The organism is Streptomyces odonnellii (genome assembly GCF_000981895.1).
Taxonomy (GTDB): domain Bacteria; phylum Actinomycetota; class Actinomycetes; order Streptomycetales; family Streptomycetaceae; genus Streptomyces; species Streptomyces odonnellii.
This window is the reverse complement of the sequence record NZ_LATD01000300.1, coordinates 1-15610: the sequence shown is the minus strand read 5'-3', so window position 1 is coordinate 15610 and position 15610 is coordinate 1. Positions and strand designations below refer to the sequence as shown.

Sequence of the window (15610 nt, the reverse complement as noted above, 5' to 3'; positions counted from 1 at the left end):
GGCACCTGCTGGAAGGCGGGGGCGGAAACGGGGGTGCGGGCCGGGGCGGGAGCGGAGACCGCGACGGCCTGCGCCACGCCGGAAACGGTCAGGGTGTTGACCCCCACCAGCGCGACGGCCGCCCCCAACGCGATCCGTGTCCGTACGGCCCGCCGGGCTCCGCGCGGGTGCTTTCTGTCCTGACCGTCCATGATGTCCCCTAGCAGTTGACGCTCTGACCGAGCCATCCCAGCCACGCACGGGGACCGGGACAAAAACGGACGGGGGCGCTCCGCCGAAGGCGCGGTGAAGGAGCCCTGGGCGACCGCGAACGACACCGGCGTCCCACGCGGCCTTCCGGCCCGCACGCTTTCGGTATCTTTCGCCCTGGGCTTGCTGTCCTCGCAAACCCACCAGCGGAAGGACCAATATGAAATTATCCCGACCGGGCGTCAGCCGGCCGAACATCAACCGCCGCGCTTTCCTGGGGGCGGCGGCGCTTTTGCCGCTGGCCGGATGCACGCAGGGCACAACGCCCGATTCCCGCCCCTCGTCGCCCGGTTCCGCGCCGTCCGCCCGCTCCGCTCCTTCCGCCGCCTCAGCCGCAGTGCCGAACCGCCGCCATGACCGACTGATCGAGCTTGAACGGAAGTTCGAGGCACGACTCGGGGTTTATGCCCTCGCCACCGGCACCGGCGAGGGAATCGCGCATCGGGCGGATGAACGATTCGCGTTCTGCTCGACGTTCAAGGGAGTGGCGGCAGCGGCGGTCCTGCACCACAATCCGCTGTCGCATCTCGATACCGTCGTCCGGTACACCGATGACGACCTCATGAAGCACGCCCCCATCACCTCGCAGAACGTGGCCAAGGGGATGACGATCCGTCAACTGTGCGATGCGGCGGTGCGCTACAGCGACGGTACGGCCGGAAATCTGCTGCTCCGCGACATCGGCGGTCCGGCCGGGCTCACGGCGTACACGCGGACCCTGGGGGACACGGTCACCCGGATAAACCGCACCGAGCCGGCGATCTCGGAAGCCGTCCCGGGAGACCCCCGCGACACGACATCCCCCCGGGCATTCGGCACCAACTACCAGAAGTTCGTGCTGGGGAACGCCCTCCCGGGCGAAAAGCGCGCCTTCCTCCGTGACCTGCTGGAACGCAACACCACCGGCGCCGAACGCATCCGGGCCGGTGTGCCGCGGGGCTGGACCGTGGCCGACAAGACCGGGACCGGCAGTTACGGCACGCTCAACGACATGGCCATCGTGTGGCCGCCGAAATCCGCGCCGCCGCTTGTCATCGCCGTCATGTCCACCAAGGCCGGCAAGGACGCCGAATACGATCAGAGCCTGATCGCCGAGGCCGCCGCGTACGCCGTGGAGACTCTCACCTGAGGGAATTCCGCTGGACGGGCGGCGGAAGCCGGTGCGGCGCACGGGGCCCGCGGAACCGCCGGAGCCGATGGCCGCGCGCCTGCCCCACCGCCCGTCCCGGGCGGAATTCCGGGCTGTGTCAGGAACCCTCGATCCGCTGGTACCAGGTGTCGCCCACGACCATGTCCTGAATTCCTCGTGACTCGCAGTAGAGCACGAGATCGGACATCCGGTTGATGAACCCTTCACCGTTGAAGTTCAGCGATGTGTTGCACAGCACGCCGATTCCCCGCTCGGCGGCGAACGCCGAAAGCAGCCGATGCAATTGCGGGTTGCCCGAATCCCGTACCGTCTGGACCCGTGTCGAACCGTCCACGTGCGTCACGGCCCGCAGACCGCTGGACTCCCGTACATGCCGGAAATACAGCATGTACGGATCCTCGAAGTCCTGATGGAACGCCTTCCCCAGGTCCTCGACACGGGCGCACGGCGCGATGGGCCGGTAGTCCTCCCGCTGCTTGATGGTGTTGAGCCGGTCGCGGGTGCCCGCGCCGAACGGCTCGGCCAGGATGGACCGGTTGCCCAGGGCGCGCGGCCCGATCTCCCACCGGCCCTGCACCCACGCCACGATCCGGCCGGTGGCCAGGGCCCCCGCCAGGACGTCGTGGTCGAGCGGACGGGAGTGCCAGCGGGCGGGATCGGGCCGGGTGTCGCTGACGAAGTCGAGCCCGCTGTACACGCTCCACTCGACATGGGGATCGCCGGTGAAGGTCGAGAGCGCGTCGAGGGCGGTGCCCAGCGCCGAGCCGGAGTCATTGGTGCACGGAGCGACGAAGACCGAGGAGAAATGGCCGAGTTCGGCCCACTGGCTGTTCCAGTCGCAGTTCAGCCCGCAGCCACCGGAGATGTAGAGCGGACTGCCTTCCGGCATGTGCTCGCGCGCGACCTGGGCGAATGACTCGAAGAGGCGCTCGGTCAGCAGCGCGGCGGCGGTCTTGCACTCGGCGGACTCGACGCCCGCGTTGTAGAGGACCGAGTCCCGGTACTCGTCCTTGGGCGCCGGGTACATGGAGTCCTGCTTCAGGATCCGTTCGACGACATGCTTGATGTCGGGACTCGCGTCGCACGCGTCTCCGAACGCCGCCAGCGCCATCAGCTTCCCGGCGTCGTTGAGGCGCGGTTTCGCTCCGGAGTCGGGGAAGGTCGGGTCGGCGAGCCCGAAGAGAAAGGAATAGCGCGCACCGGGCGCCGTCATGACCGGCACCGTGTGGATGATCCGCTGGCTGGAGTCGACAAGATAGAAGGCGCCGACGTCGCCCTCCCAGACCAGGACCGTCCGTACGGGACTGGAATCCCGCGGGGCCATTCCCAGCGCCATGTAGATATGCGATCTCTCGTGGGTCGAGGTGAAGAACCGGACCTCTTTGCCGAAGAAACGAGAGGTGCTGACGGTGGGCTCCTGCGTGCCCTCGTATCCGGCACCGGTGTACGAGATGCGCGTCGGGCGCAGATCGCTCCAGCCGCCAAGGGCCACCACGTCCGGTATCGCGTCGAGCCGCTCCGCGATGTCCAGGATCGTCGTCGGCAACAGGGGCGTGTACCGCGGGTGTGAGTCCTTCTCCGATTCCAGCGAGTAGAGCAACTGACGATTGTCGACCGCGGCGACCGCGCCGTCATGACCCGGCTTCAACGCAACGACGAGCATTCCTGTCCTTCCCACGAATGAGGCCATCGTCGATGGCCGGGTGCGATCCGGTTCCGGGATCCGCGACAGCGCCTACGACTCGGCGGTCGCGTGCATCGTGATGTAGTTGGTCCCGATCCAGTCCCCGAAGGTCGCGGTCTCGGCGTCGAGGCTGACATCGAGGCCGTACGTGCGGGCCTTGGGGACCGAGAACGTGAAGTCGGTCGAGGGGCGCAGGAAGAAGACGCTGGACATACGGTCGCTGCCCTCCCGCATACCGGCCCCCGGGGCCCTGACATGGTGCTGGGGCGCGGGCACCGCGCCCTGGGTGGCCAGCGGGGCGATGGCGCCGCAGAGCACGATCACGGCGTCCCGCACGGCCGGCAGGCTGACCATCGTGCCGCCGATCTCGGCCTGGAGGCTGACGAATCCGTTGGCGCACGGGGTCTGGTGGATCAGGGTGATGATGGACAGGTCGTAGTGCGGCGCCATCCGCCGCGGCTCCCGCTCGGCGGCGCGGTGCTCGGGGACCTCGGGGAAGTAGCGCAGCCGCAGTACGGGGTCGCAGTCCAGCAGCGTGTCCATGTCCCCGGCGTCGTACGTCCCGGTCGCGTTCAGGACCACCCGCGCGGCTTCCCGCGCCGCCGTGTACAGGTTGTCGAAGTGGTCCGTCCAGACCTTCTCGAACCGCTGCGAGGGGAAGAGATTGCCCGAGACGCCCATCGAGTACGACATCGAATAGTCGGTGTACGTCCCGGTGTTGGTCACCTGGGCCGTGCTCTCCGCCTCCAGGGCGGAGTATCCGCGGCGCATGGTCGGGATCTTGGTGGTCACGGCCTCCTTCTCCTCCGGAGTGCCGTGCTCGAAGAAGTCCATGGCCGTGTCCGCGGCCAGTTGGTGGTCCTCCTCCCGCACACCGTAGTCGGTGAGATAGAAGACCCCCATCTCCGTCACACACTTGCGGAACTTCTCCTGGTCGGCGCCCTTCCGCAATTCGGTGAGGCTGAAGATCGGTACCGTCGTGTCCGCCATGTCACCTGCTCCCTCTCGGCTTTCTGATCCGGCTTTCCTGGCCCGGCTTTCCTGATCCGTCTTTCCTGACCCGGCTCTCTGATCCAGCTCTCTGGCCCGGCTCTCTGATCCCGCTCTCCGATCCGGCTTTTCCGCTCAGCGATCAGCCATAGAAAAGCACGGCACGCATTTCCAGGGATGTCCGCAGATGCCCGGTGGCAGGCCCTTTCTTGTCGAAGAAGGCCGTGTGCGGACAGAGACCGGCCACATCGGTCAGGTCGTCGCGCTCTCCGCGCTCCGCGCCCTCACCGGCGAGGGCCAGACCGCGGCTCGCGCTGTCGTAACACTTGAAAAGGATCACTTCGTCGGGCGAGAGCGACCCCCAGTAGTACCAGCGGTGGCCGGGGTTGTATCTCACGGAGTAGTTCTCACGGTCCTTGAGCCACGCCGGGAAATGCAGCCGGGTCGGCACCAGATCGGCGGCGGGATCCAGCGACCGGTAGTCGCACAGGGCGAGCGGGTAATTGCGTACGGGCTCGATCAGCGGCCGCCAGATATTGATGATCTGGAATCTGCGGAACGGACGCTCCGGCCCGATGTGCTCCTCGGCGCGGGCCCGCGCGCTCTTCGGGCTCTGATCGACATGTACGCGCTGATGCGGCGACTGATGCGAGGCGTCGTGGGGAACGCCCGCGTCCTCCCGGCGCACGGTGGCGTCGAAGAACCGCACCGCGTCCGCACCCGTGAGAGACCGCAGCAGCTCCGCCGTCTCATGCCGGTACAGGTCGAGGGACGACGCGGAACCCTCCACCAGGGCCCGTTGATCCGCCCGCGTGGGCGACACGATCCTTTCGAATCCCATGTCGTCGAGTTCCGGCCGGACCGGGCTGTCGCGCACATCGGTGACGACGGTCTCGGTGGCGACCTTGCGGAAGTTGAAGAGCACCTCGGGCGGCCGGGACAGGGCGTCGATGCACCAGTCGTCGTCCCGCCCCGCCGGTGTCAGCGGGGCGCTGTAGTAAAGGAGGCTCGATACGGTCGGCATTCCGTACGCCTACTCCTTCGTCGCCGACCGCCGGAAGACGCCGCGGTCCAGTTGCGGGCTGGCATTGGCGTACACCATGTCCATGGTCAGCACATCACGGAAGGCCGCGAGATACTGGGCCAGCAGCTGGGGGCTGTACCGGTTCCAGTACGGAATCATGTCCTCGATGATGAAATAGTCGCCCTGTTCGAGCAAATGGTCGACCGCCCATTTCATGATGTTGAACGTATTGCTGTGCGCGTCGTCGATGAAGACCAGCGGGTGGGCCGCTTCACGGAGCGGCTCAAATGTCTCCAGTGCGGCGCAGTCGGCCTCGTAAAGGGTGATGTCCGACTTCTCGGCGGCCGGGATCTGGCACCGCGACAGGTCCCTGTCGATTCCGATGACTTCGCAGTCGATCCCCATGAGCCGGGTCAGATCGCGGAACCAGACCAGTGAGCCGCCGCTGTACACACCCAGTTCGACGACGGTCCGCGGCCGCACCTCCCACAGCAGATCGTGGTAAGCCGCCTGCGTGTCCGGGTCCTTGAGCATCCGCAGGCCACGCCACTGGTAGCGGGCGAAGTCCGCGAACCCGAGATCGCGGGGCGCCTCCGCCCACTCGTCGAGCGGCCACTCACGAGGCCGTCCGTCAAGGACAGGAGGGTGGTAGACCGGATCTTCCCCGACCCCCCGGAATATATTCAAATCCAGGAAATCTTCACGAGAGTACTCGTTCAATGTGCTCTCCCTAGCCGGTCCGAAAGCTGCACCGACATTCTGCCCGGCACCGCTCTTGAGGCACTCTTCCGGCTCTCTCTGATTCCTCTTCGCATCTTTCTCCGCGGCTTTTCCGCGACGGCAGGAAAGCATCTGTCCGGGATCGTACGACGGCTGCTACTGTGCCTCACGTCGACCGAATGCCGGCGGGTCCCCTTTTATTGTTCCGAATTCTCGGGAGATCACGACATGGCCGTTGCCGACTGGGACGAAGCCCGCGGCCGAATGCTGCTCGACCCCACCGCCGTGAATCTCAACACCGGTTCCGGCGGACCGCTGCCGCGCTCCACCTTCGAACGCGTCACCGGTCTGCGTACCCGGCTCGCCCACGCGCCCATGGACTTCCTGCTGCGCGAGGTTCCCCCGCTGCTGTGGACGGCGCGGGAGCGTCTGGCCGGCTTCCTGGGCGCCGACCCGTACCGCCTGGTCCTCACCACCAATGTGACCGGGGCCGTCAATCTGGTGGCGTCGTCACTGAACCTGGCCGCGCCGGGCGAGATCCTGCTGACCGACCACGAGTACACGCCGATGCGCTGGTGCTGGGAGCGGATGGCGCGGCGGCTGGGCCTGGAGCTGAGGACGTTCCGGCTGCCGGCGCTGCCCGCCCATCCCGGTGAGATCGTCGACGCGGCCGTCGCCGCGATGGGCCCGCGGACCCGGCTGCTGTCCTTCAGCCATGTCACGGCGACGACCGGACTGGTCCTGCCCGCCCGGGAGTTGTGCGAACAGGCACGCCGGCGCGGGATCGTGACGGTGGTGGACGGCGCCCACGCCCCGGCGTTCATCGGCCTCGGCCTGGCGGACATCCCGTACGACTTCTACGCCGGGAGCGGCCACAAATGGCTCCTCGCCCCCACGGGCGTCGGCTTCCTGCACTTCGACGCACGGCACCGTGACAGTCTGCGGCCGGCACAGGTGAGCTGGGCGTACGAGCCCCCGCCGGGGAGCGGACCGCCGGACGAGCGCGACCGGTTCGGCAGTACGCCCCGGCTGCGCAGACTCGAGTGCGAGGGTACGCGGGACCTCTGCCCCTGGCTCGCGATACCCGAGTCCATCGATTTCCAGGCGGAGTTGGGACACGACCGGATCCGTGCGCGCAGACGCGAGCTCGCCGACCACGCCCGCGAACGCCTCACCGGCGGGCAGGAGCTGGAGCCCGCCACCCCCGAAACGGAGGCGCTGTCCGGCGGAATGGTCGCGTTCCGTCTGCCCGAGAGGTCCGGAGCCGGGACGCTGCGCCACCGGCTCTGGGAGCGCTTCCGGATCGAGGCAGCGGTGTCCGAGCGCACGGACGGACCGCTGCTCCGGGTCTCGGTGAACTTCTACACCACCGAATCCGAGATCGACCGCCTGGCGGAAGCACTCAAGGAGCTGCTGTACGAGGGGAGCTGAGCGTGCCGGGCACCGGTGCCGGACACGACCGCGGCCCTCAGGCGCTGGGACGACATCGGCGGCGCCCCGCCGTGTCGCTCCCGTACCGCGGAAGCGTCCGCGGCTCCGCCCCGGCGGGCACCGCGGCCACCTCGTGCGCGGTGCCGGCGCGCAGGGCGTTCTCGTCCTGACGCAGGATCGCCTGCATCACCCTCGTCATCCGCTCCCCCGGGCTGATCCCGATCTGCTCCCGCAGGATGTCCTTCGCCCGGTGGAAGACCTGGATCGCGTCGGCCTGGCGGCCCTCGGCGTAGTAGGCCCTCATGAGGGAGACGTACAGGTCCTCGCGGAAGGGATCGCGCTCGACCAGCTCCGACAGACGGATGATCGCGTCGTTGTAGCGGCCGAGACCCACATCGATCAGGGCCCGCAGTTCGACCGCGGCCCGCCGCTCCTCCTCCAGGGTCTCCCCCTTCAGCCGCAGTCTGCTGGAGGTGACATCGGCGAAGGCCGGTCCCTTCCACAGGGCCAGCGCGGCGTCGAGCCGCTCGGACGCGTCCCGGTGCTCGCCGCGCGCGTACAGGTCCCGTACGACGCGTACGGCTTCCCGGAACACGAACAGATCGATGCACCGCGGTGACACCCGCAACTCGTAGCCGTGGTCGTGCGAGCCGAGGGCGTCGCGGGCGAGGCCCGCCTGCACCAGGGCGGTACGGATCATCCAGGCCGACGTCTGGAGCTGTCCGGCGACGGTCGTGGGCGGCTCGCCGTCCCACGAGTCCTCGATGATCGCCTCCTTGGAGGTGAACTGCCCCGGCCGCAGCGCCAGGGACGCGAGGAATCTCCGCTGCCGCTGGCCTCTGATGGGTATCGGAACGGCGTCCTTCACGGGAGTCACCGGGCCGAGAAGCCTGATCGTCACGTCGTTGCAGGTGTCCATGGCTGATCCCCTTGTGGATGAGCCACGCCCTCGCCCTTGTGGGGCGGGCATGGCTTCGGCGTATTCCCTGTCGGCATCCGTGCTTGCGTGCGGTCGCGCCGGTCACCTGGCGCCCGGCACCCCGGTGGGGGCGCGGCGCCGGTGCCGACGCGAGTCGGAGGAACGGGCGGTCGAGGACCGGCAGTCAAGGGCAGTCGGGGGTACGGGAGTCGCGGCGCCGCCGCCGGATCAGGGGCGCACGAGACTCTCCAGGAACTTGGCCGCGACGGGACCCGCGTCGGAGCCGCCCGACCCGCCGTCCTCCAGCAGGACCGCCCACGCCAGGTTCCGGTCCCCCTGGTAGCCGATCATCCAGGCGTGCGTGCGCGGAGGGGTCGCCGTACCGAACTCCGCCGTGCCCGTCTTCGCGTGCGGCTCGCCGGGGATGCCCTGGAGCGCCCGGCCGGCCCCCTCGGTGACGGTCGCGCGCATCATGCCGCGCAGCGCCTCGACGACTCCGGCGTCCAGCCGGGCGGGGGCGTCGTACCGCTTCTTCACGGCGTCGGGCACCAGGACGGGCTGCTGGAAGGCACCGGCCTTCACCGTGGCCGCGATCGAGGCCATCACCAGGGGCGAGGCCTGCACCCGGGCCTGCCCGATAGTGGCGGCGGCCTTGTCGTTCTCGCTGGTGGCGACCGGGACGCTGCCGTCGTACGTGGCGGTGCCCACGTCCCAGGTGCCGCCGATGCCGAACGCCTGCGCGGTGTCGTGCAGGGCGGACTCGGACAGCCTGCCGCGGGAGTTGACGAAGAACGTGTTGCAGGAGCGGGCGAAGCTCTCCCGGAAGGTCGACCCGGCGGGCAGCACGAACTGGTCCTGGTTCTCGAAGCGTTGCCCGTTGACCTCGGCGAACTTCGGGCAGTCCGCGCGGTCCGACGGCTTCATCCCCCCTTTCAGCAGGGCCGCGGCCGTCACCACCTTGAAGGTGGAACCGGGCGGATAGCGGCCCTCCAGTGCCCGGTTCATGCCGGAGGGCCTGTTCGCGGCGGCCAGGACATGGCCGCTGGACGGGTCGACGGCGACGATCGCCGCGGTCTTCTCCAGCCCGGTCAGGGCGTCGGCGGCGGCTTCCTGGACCACGGGATCGATGGTCGTACGGACCGGCCTGCCCTCGCGCCCCCGGCCGGTGAGCTTCTTCACCACCCGGAGGGACTGGCGGTCCACGACCACGACCGCCCTCGCCGGGCCCGGTCCCGCGAGCTGCTTGTCGTAGCGTGCCTCAAGGCCCGAGATCCCCTTGCCGGTCCCCTCGTCGACCATGCCGACGAGGGAGGCGGACCGCAGCTCGTCGCCGTTCCTGTCGAGAACGGCGGCGCGGTCCCGCGACTGGAGCGCGAGGGTCTGGCCGGGAACGAGATCGGGATGGGTCGTCTCCGTATGGAATACGACCTTCCATTTCTCCCCGCTCCGGACGACCTTCGCCCTGGAGTTCCACCCGTAGTCACCGGCGCCGGGAACGGCCATCTTCACGGTAAAGGGAATTTCCACTTCCCCTTCCGCTTTCCGTTCGCCGGTACCCGCGCTGATCTCGGTCCTGGACGGCTTGAGGTTTGTCATCAGGGATTTGATCAATGACTCGGCGTTGCCCGGGGTGTCCGTCAGCAGACCGGCCCGCCGGGCGTCACCCGCCTCCCACGCCGCGAGGAACTTCCCGAACTCCTCCGTCGCGGCCACCACCTGCGGGTCCGCGTCCTCACCGGCAACCAGACTGACGTAACCCCAGTAACCGATCCCCGCGGTCACGGCCAGCACGGTGACCGCGGAGACGACCGTCCGGCCGGGGGACCGGCGCCTGGGGTACGGCGAGTTATCGCCATGGCTGTCGGAATGCATCATGAGGCCCAGGCTATGCGTTTCCGCTCTTCCGCCGCTCCCCCGCGTACGGCGTTCGGGACGACGCGGGAGCGAAAACCGGAACGACGGATAAGAAGGGCGGCCGGCCGAAGCCGCTGGTAAAGGGAGAATAAAGGGGGACTCTGGGGATGAACCTATAAGACAAGGTTGGCGCGAATCAGTCGCTCGCCGCCACTCTCCGCCACTAACTCTGGACTAGACCACTGGAGGAATTCCCTCCTGAGCGGCCTTCTTTCCGCATTGAACCGGATTGAATTGGCTCGATCCCGTCGAGCCCGGCCCGCATCCCGTCGAGTCCCCGCTCATCCTTCATCGCGTCCGGCTCACTGCTCCAGAACGGCCTTCATCACTTTCCGCGCGATGGGGCCGCCCAGGCTGCCACCGGAGATGTCCTGGCGCGAGATGTCCATGTCGGTGGGGTCGATGAAGACGGCCACGGCGACGGACCCGCCGTCGGGCTTCTTGCCGTACGAGACGAACCAGCCGTACGGCACCTGGTCGTTCACATCCACACCGCGCTGCGCCGTCCCGGTCTTGCCGCCCACCGTGATGCCGTCGATCAGGGCCTTCTTGGCGCTGCCCTCCTTGGCGGTGTGCTCCATCATCTCCCGTACCTTCGCCGCCGTGCCGGAGGAGACGGGCTCGCTCATCACCCGGGGCTCGTTCTTCTCCAGGGTGCTCAGATCCGGGGACCGCAGCTCGTCGACGATGTACGGCTGCATCAGCTTGCCGTCGTTGACCAGCGCGGCGGTCACCATGGCCATCTGCATCGGAGTGCTGGTGAGGCTGCCCTGGCCCATGCCGGTCAGCGCCGTACCGGGCTTGTCCAGGTCCTGCGGGTACAGGCTGGCGGTGGCCCGCAGATCGCCGAAGACGTCCGAGTAGACGTCCTCGTTGAAGCCGAACTTCTCGGCCGTCTCACGCATCCGGTCCTGCCCGAGCTTGACCGCCGCGTCGAGGAAGACGTTGTTGCAGGAGTACTGCATGGCGGTCTTCAGCGACGCCTTGTTGCAGACGGCGTTCCCGGCCTCGCTGCCGACCTCGTTGGTCGACTGCGGCAGGGGGTACGGCGACACCGCGTCCGAAGCGGCGTCGATGTCCGTCACCACACCGTGTTCCAGCGCCGCCGCCGCGGTGAGGATCTTGAAGGTCGAGCCGGGCGGAAAGGTCTCGCGCAGCGCGCGATTGGCCATCGGCTTGCCCTTGTTGTCGTCGAGCGCCTGGAACGTGTCGCCTTCCTTGAAGGTGTTCCCGGCGAAGGACCCGGGGTCGTACGAAGGGGTCGACACAAGGGCGAGCACCTTCCCCGTACGGGGGTCGAGCGCCACGACCGAGCCGCGGGCGCCGAGGTCGGTGAGTCCCTTGTACCCGGCTTCCTGCGCCCGGGGATCGATCGTCGTGATCACATCCCCGCCGCGCCGTTCCTTTCCGGTGATGATGTCCGTGAAGCGCTGGAACGCGAGCCGGTCGTCCTGGCCGCTGAGCACGCCGTCGTACGTCTTCTCCAGCAGGGACATGCCCATGGTCTGCGAGGCGTATCCGGTGACCGGCGCGTACATGGGGCCGTTCTTGTAGGTGCGCTTGAACTTGAATTCCGCGCCGTCGACCACCGCCGAGCCGGTGACCGACGCGCCGCCCACCACGATGTCGCCGCGCGGAGTCGCGAACTGCTTGATCTGTACGCGTCGATTCTTGTCGTCGTTGGCGAGTTCCTCGGCCTTCACGAACTGGAGCCAGTTGGCCCGAATCAGCAGCGCGAGCATCAGAAGTCCGCAGAAGATGGCTATGTGCCTCAGCGGCCTGTTCATATCGCACCGTCTCCAGTGGCCTGATTGCATACGGTCAACTGGCGGGTGGTGGCGGCCACTTGTCGTTGTGACAAAGCCAACAGAGTAAATCGGGCGTGGGGCGTAAGGTAAAGCACCATGCGCGGCAGCTTAGTTGATATCCAATTCGGCAACGGCACGGTGGGGGAACACGCGTGACCAATATTCCGGAGACGGGCCGGACCCCGCGGGTCCAGCTCCGGCTCGTCGTCATCCAGGTCCTTGTCGTCGCGCTGCTCCTCACTCTCGGCGGCCGGCTGTGGTATCTCCAGATCCGGGAGAGCGACGCGTACGCCGAGGAGGCCTCCGGCAACCATGTGCAGCGGGTCGTCCAGCCCGCCGTACGCGGCTCGATCCTGGACGCTCGCGGAGTGCCGCTCGCCGACAACGAGACCCGGCTCGTCGTCTCCGCCTCCCGCACCGAGCTGCTGACGATGAAGGACGACGGCAAGGAGGTCCTCACCCGGCTCGCCGGAGTCCTGGGCATGCGGCCCGAGGACGTCATGGACAAGGTCCGGCTGTGCGACGCCGAGACCCCGCAGCCGTGCTGGAACGGCTCGCCGTACCAGCCGATCCTCATCACCGACGAGGCCACCGCCCAGCAGGCCCTCCAGATACGCGAGCGCGCCGAGGACTTCCCGGGCATCGTCACCGAGCCGGCCGCCGTGCGCCGCTACCCGGGCCCGGGCGGGGCCGAGACCGCGCAGGTGCTCGGCTATCTCTCGCCCGTCACCGACGAGGAGGTCCGGCAGGCCCAGGACACCGACTCGCCGTATCTCCGGTCCGACCAGGTGGGACGGAGCGGTCTGGAGCGCCAGTACGACAAGGAACTGCGCGGCAAGGCCGGTGTCACCCGCTACGAGGTCGACAATCTCGGCCGGGTCCTCGGCAAGGGCGAGAGCGACCCCGCCGAGCCCGGCTCGCACCTCGTCACCAGCATCGACTCCCGCGTCCAGCGCGTCGCCGAGTACGAACTGAACGAGGCGATGAAGGACGCGCGCAAGGAGTGGGACCGGAACACGAACGAGTACTACAAGGCGGACTCCGGCGCGGTCGTGGTGATGGAGGCGAAGACCGGCCGCGTCGTCGCCATGGCGTCCAACCCGGCGTACGACCCGAACGCCTGGGTCGGCGGCATCTCCGCCAAGGACTACGAGAAGCTCACCGGCGACGCCTCCAACAACCCGCTGCTGAACCGGGCGATCCAGGGCCAGTCGGCGCCCGGCTCGATCTTCAAGGTCGTCCCGACCACGGCCGCGGTCAACGCGGGCTACTCGTTCGACGGACCGTACGACTGCTCCAGCTCGTACTCCATCGGCGGCCGGGCCTTCGGGAACTTCGAGGCCAGGGCGTACGGTCCCATCAGTCTCGGCCGGGCGCTGGAGGTCTCCTGCGACACCGTGTTCTACCGGCTGGCGCACGAGGAGTGGCTCAAGGACGGCGGCACCACGCCGAAGAAGGACGCGAAGGACTGGTTCTACACGACGGCCCACCAGTTCGGCCTGGGCAAGCCGACCGGAATCGATCTGCCCAACGAGGTCGGCGGCCGGGTCCCGGACCGCCAGTGGAAGCAGGAGTACTGGGAGGCCAACAAGGACGCCTGGTGCGCGCAGGGGAAGAAGAACGGCAGTTACACCGAGCGGATCGCGTACGAGAACTGCCTCGAAGGCAACAAGCTGCGCGCCGGTGACTCCGTCAACTACTCCATCGGGCAGGGCGACACCCTTGTCACCCCGATCCAGATGGCCACGATCTACGCGGCCATGTCCAACGGCGGCACCCTCTACACGCCCACCGTCGGCAAGGCGGTCGTCAGCGCCGACGGCAGGAACGTGCGGGAGATCGAGCCCGAGTCGCACGGCCGGCTGCCCATGACGAAGAAGACGCGCGACGAGATCGACGAGGCCCTCGCGGGGGTCGCCACGCGCGGTACGGCCGACTGGCGGTTCGCGGGCTGGCCGCAGGACGAGATCCCGATGCACGCCAAGACGAGTACGGCCGAGGTGTACGGCAAGCAGACCACCTCGTGGTTCGCCACGTACACCGAGGAGTACACGATCGTGATGACGATCTCCCAGGGCGGTACGGGCTCGGGCGCCTCGGCGCCCGCCGTGCGCAAGATCTACAACGCGCTGTACGGGATCTCCGAGGACGGCACGATCGACCGGCGGAAGGCGCTGCTTCCCACGCCTCAGAAGGGCCTGCCGAAGATCACGCCGCACGGCTAGGGTCTTTCGTTCGGATCTGGCTGGGACACTGCGGTCCGGGGCTCGCTGTCGCGCGGGCCCCGGACCGTACGTGTCCAGGCTCTACAGCCGTGGCGGTGCTCTACAGCCGTGTCAGTTTCGCGCCGAAGGACGGCTCCGCGAGGTCGGCCTCGATGGCCACCGGTATCTTCCGCGCCTCGGCTCCGGTGCCCACGGTCAGCTCGCCGACCACCGTCCCGGCCTTCGCGGTACGGGAGATGGCGCCGCCGTCGCCGAAGGTGAGCTTGAGCTGCTGGCCGGGAACGCCGACCGCTGTGAGGTCCTCGGTGGCCACGAGCGGTGTCCGGCCGCCGAGACCGTCGTCGACATGGCCCACGACCTGGCCCTCACGGATCGCGACGGCCGAGGTCAGGGCCGTACGTACCGCCTTGATGACCTTCTTGCTGTTGTCCTGGACCAGGACAAGGCTGTCGGCGCCGTTGGGGTCGGGGCCGGGGGCGTGCTGGTCCATCATCGTGCCGAGGATCAGCCGGTCCTCGCCCGCCACGGTCTTGTAGGCCGCCCAGGACAGGGTGCCGCCGGCCGGTGTGTTGGAGCCGGTCTTGATGCCCCGGATGCTCAGCCCGGCCATGATCAGGCGGTCGTTGTTGTTGTAGATGCGCCCGTGGCCGGGGATGTCGGCGTTGGGCAGGGCGACGATCGCGCGGAAGGCGTCGAACTCCATGACCGCCTCGGCCAGTTTGAGCTGGTCGACGGCGGTGCTGACGGTCTTCTCGTCCAGCCCGCTGGGGTCGGTGTAGGTGGTGTTCTTCATGCCGAGGGCCTTGGCCGCGTCGTTCATCTTCGTGACGAACGCCGACTGGTCCTGGGACCCGGTGTCCCAACGGGCCAGCAGCCGGCCGATGTTGTTGCCCGACGGGATCATCAGCATCTTGAGCATGTCCTGCTGGCTGAACGTCTGGCCCTCCTCAAGCCCCTCGATACGCGACTCGTCCTCGGACTTGCCGTCTTCCACGGTCTGGGCGTCGACCTCGATCAGCGGCCCCTTCTCGTCCTTCTTGAGGGGGTGTTCGCGGAGGATCACATAGGCCGTCATGATCTTGGCGATACTCGCGGTCGGTACGGGCCGCTGCTCGCCGAACGTCCCGACGCTGCCCGAACCCACGACAGTGACGGCGGCCTGTCCCTGCTCGGGCCAGGGGATGGTGAGGCTGTCACCTCCGACGGTGAAGGCGGGCGGGGTCTCGCCGAGATCGAGGACCGGATCGGGGAGCGGGCGGAATGTCTGTACGGCAATGAAGACCAGCCCGAGGAGTACGACGAGCGGCGTCCAGATCTTGAGCCTGCGCACCAGGGTGCGGGCCGGGGACGGCGGCGGCGGAGGGGAGTTGGTGAGCTGCGCGAGCAGGTCGAGCGGAGGGCGTACGTCCTGCTCGGCGGAGCGGACCCGGGGCGCCTCGGCGGACTTCAGGGCCACGAATTCGCTGGTGGGGGCGTCCTGACCGGCGGGGTGGCCG

General features: G+C 68.2%; 12 protein-coding genes. 3 read left to right on the top strand and 9 right to left on the bottom strand.

What is annotated here, in order from left to right:
• A partial coding sequence (locus tag WH07_RS39955) for a hypothetical protein (RefSeq protein WP_157877433.1) occupies positions 1-191 on the bottom strand: 191 nt, incomplete at its 3' end.
• 218 nt (positions 192-409) lie between these two features.
• Between WH07_RS39955 and bla the strand changes: the two genes are divergently transcribed.
• Positions 410-1378: a class A beta-lactamase gene (gene bla, locus WH07_RS25915; RefSeq protein WP_046504780.1), complete on the top strand. Its 969-nt coding sequence runs from the start codon at positions 410-412 to the stop codon at positions 1376-1378.
• Positions 1379-1496: 118 nt separating this feature from the next.
• Here bla and cmcH read toward each other — a convergent pair whose 3' ends face one another.
• The 4 genes from cmcH to WH07_RS25895 all read right to left on the bottom strand — a co-directional run bounded on the left by cmcH (position 1497) and on the right by WH07_RS25895 (position 5784).
• Positions 1497-3062 carry a 3'-hydroxymethylcephem-O-carbamoyltransferase gene (cmcH, locus tag WH07_RS25910; protein WP_046504778.1) on the bottom strand — a complete coding sequence of 522 codons (1566 nt, stop codon included), beginning with the start codon at positions 3060-3062 and terminating at the stop codon, positions 1497-1499.
• A 72-nt stretch (positions 3063-3134) separates the two neighbouring features.
• Positions 3135-4073 (bottom strand): 2OG-Fe(II) oxygenase family protein, encoded by a 939-nt coding sequence (locus WH07_RS25905; protein WP_046504775.1) that lies wholly within the window; start codon positions 4071-4073, stop codon positions 3135-3137.
• Between the two features lie 142 nt (positions 4074-4215).
• A complete protein-coding gene (locus WH07_RS25900) occupies positions 4216-5097 on the bottom strand; it encodes a CmcJ/NvfI family oxidoreductase (RefSeq protein WP_046504773.1) in 882 nt (293 codons plus the stop codon).
• Between the two features lie 9 nt (positions 5098-5106).
• Positions 5107-5784 (bottom strand): CmcI family methyltransferase, encoded by a 678-nt coding sequence (locus WH07_RS25895; RefSeq protein WP_232789065.1) that lies wholly within the window; start codon positions 5782-5784, stop codon positions 5107-5109.
• Between the two features lie 261 nt (positions 5785-6045).
• On the opposite strand from WH07_RS25895, the gene WH07_RS25890 reads away from it, so the two are divergent.
• Complete coding sequence (locus tag WH07_RS25890; protein ID WP_046504769.1) at positions 6046-7248, top strand: aminotransferase class V-fold PLP-dependent enzyme; 1203 nt, start codon at positions 6046-6048, stop codon at positions 7246-7248.
• 37 nt (positions 7249-7285) lie between these two features.
• Here WH07_RS25890 and WH07_RS25885 read toward each other — a convergent pair whose 3' ends face one another.
• The 3 genes from WH07_RS25885 to WH07_RS25875 form a co-directional block, all read right to left on the bottom strand.
• On the bottom strand, positions 7286-8167 hold the full coding sequence (locus WH07_RS25885) for an AfsR/SARP family transcriptional regulator (protein ID WP_079023565.1): 882 nt from the start codon (positions 8165-8167) through the stop codon (positions 7286-7288).
• A 228-nt stretch (positions 8168-8395) separates the two neighbouring features.
• Positions 8396-10042 carry a penicillin-binding transpeptidase domain-containing protein gene (locus tag WH07_RS25880; RefSeq protein WP_046504767.1) on the bottom strand — a complete coding sequence of 549 codons (1647 nt, stop codon included), beginning with the start codon at positions 10040-10042 and terminating at the stop codon, positions 8396-8398.
• A 341-nt stretch (positions 10043-10383) separates the two neighbouring features.
• Positions 10384-11868: a peptidoglycan D,D-transpeptidase FtsI family protein gene (locus WH07_RS25875; RefSeq protein ID WP_046504764.1), complete on the bottom strand. Its 1485-nt coding sequence runs from the start codon at positions 11866-11868 to the stop codon at positions 10384-10386.
• A gap of 173 nt (positions 11869-12041) precedes the next feature.
• On the opposite strand from WH07_RS25875, the gene mrdA reads away from it, so the two are divergent.
• Entirely contained in the window at positions 12042-14114 is a 2073-nt protein-coding gene (gene mrdA, locus WH07_RS25870) for a penicillin-binding protein 2 (protein WP_079023564.1), read from the top strand.
• A gap of 100 nt (positions 14115-14214) precedes the next feature.
• Here mrdA and WH07_RS25865 read toward each other — a convergent pair.
• Positions 14215-15610, bottom strand: a 1396-nt coding sequence (locus tag WH07_RS25865; RefSeq protein WP_408645938.1) for a D-alanyl-D-alanine carboxypeptidase family protein, incomplete at its 5' end; no start/stop codon positions are given.

What these genes read in the sequence shown, in the direction of transcription:
- bla (WP_046504780.1), top strand. Translation starts at nt 410, where the DNA reads ATGAAATTATCCCGACCGGGCGTCAGCCGGCCGAACATCAACCGCCGC.
- cmcH (WP_046504778.1), bottom strand. Translation starts at nt 3,062, where the DNA reads ATGCTCGTCGTTGCGTTGAAGCCGGGTCATGACGGCGCGGTCGCCGCG.
- WH07_RS25905 (WP_046504775.1), bottom strand. Translation starts at nt 4,073, where the DNA reads ATGGCGGACACGACGGTACCGATCTTCAGCCTCACCGAATTGCGGAAG.
- WH07_RS25900 (WP_046504773.1), bottom strand. Translation starts at nt 5,097, where the DNA reads ATGCCGACCGTATCGAGCCTCCTTTACTACAGCGCCCCGCTGACACCG.
- WH07_RS25890 (WP_046504769.1), top strand. Translation starts at nt 6,046, where the DNA reads ATGGCCGTTGCCGACTGGGACGAAGCCCGCGGCCGAATGCTGCTCGAC.
- WH07_RS25885 (WP_079023565.1), bottom strand. Translation starts at nt 8,167, where the DNA reads ATGGACACCTGCAACGACGTGACGATCAGGCTTCTCGGCCCGGTGACT.
- WH07_RS25880 (WP_046504767.1), bottom strand. Translation starts at nt 10,042, where the DNA reads ATGATGCATTCCGACAGCCATGGCGATAACTCGCCGTACCCCAGGCGC.
- WH07_RS25875 (WP_046504764.1), bottom strand. Translation starts at nt 11,868, where the DNA reads ATGAACAGGCCGCTGAGGCACATAGCCATCTTCTGCGGACTTCTGATG.